The organism is Streptomyces sp. AC627_RSS907, from assembly GCF_019049165.1.
In genome coordinates this window covers 1-636 of record NZ_JAGMUE010000695.1, presented here as the reverse complement: position 1 = coordinate 636, position 636 = coordinate 1, and the positions used below count along the sequence as shown (strand labels likewise).

At 70.3% G+C, this 636-nt stretch carries 1 protein-coding gene; it reads left to right on the top strand.

The features are described from left to right. The coding region (locus KUM32_RS37855; RefSeq protein WP_217146357.1) for an alpha/beta fold hydrolase at positions 1-636 on the top strand (636 nt) is incomplete at both ends.

Sequence of the window (636 nt, the reverse complement as noted above, 5' to 3'; positions counted from 1 at the left end):
GACTCCGGCCACCTCGACCTGTCCCGCGTCACGGTGCCCACGCTGATCTACGTCGGGCCCGGCGACGAGGGGCTGACACCGATGCGCGCGAGCGCCCTGGCCGACGCCGTGCCCGCCGCGACACTGCGCAGCCGCCCCGGCTACGGCCACTTCTGCCACATCGACCGGGCCGAGGAGATGACCGCGGAGGTCGCCGACTTCCTCCGCGACCCCCGGTCCGCCGCTGACTCATCCGAAGGAGGAACAACCGTGACCGAACTGCTCGACGGACAGCCGACCAGCTACGTCGGCAGCCCCCGCTACGAGGGCGCCAACATCCGCACCTGGATCGGGTTCAAGCACTTCATGTACCTGGTCGAGGAGGGGGTGCTGCAGTACTTCCGCGACCGAGGCGTCGGCGCCCGCGACATCTACCACCGCTACGGACTCGGCCTGGAGATCGTCGACTCCTCCGTGCAACTGCCGGTGGCCCTGGAGGCCGAGGAGCAGGTGTACGCCACCGTCGTCTCCGGCAAGCCGAAGCCGGGCCAGGGCGCGCCGTTCAACGTGTCCCTGACGGTGGAGCGCGAGGGCGAGACCGTGACCGTCCTCAAGGGCAAGGTGCAGGTCGCCCTGGTCGCCGTCAAGGACGGCTCG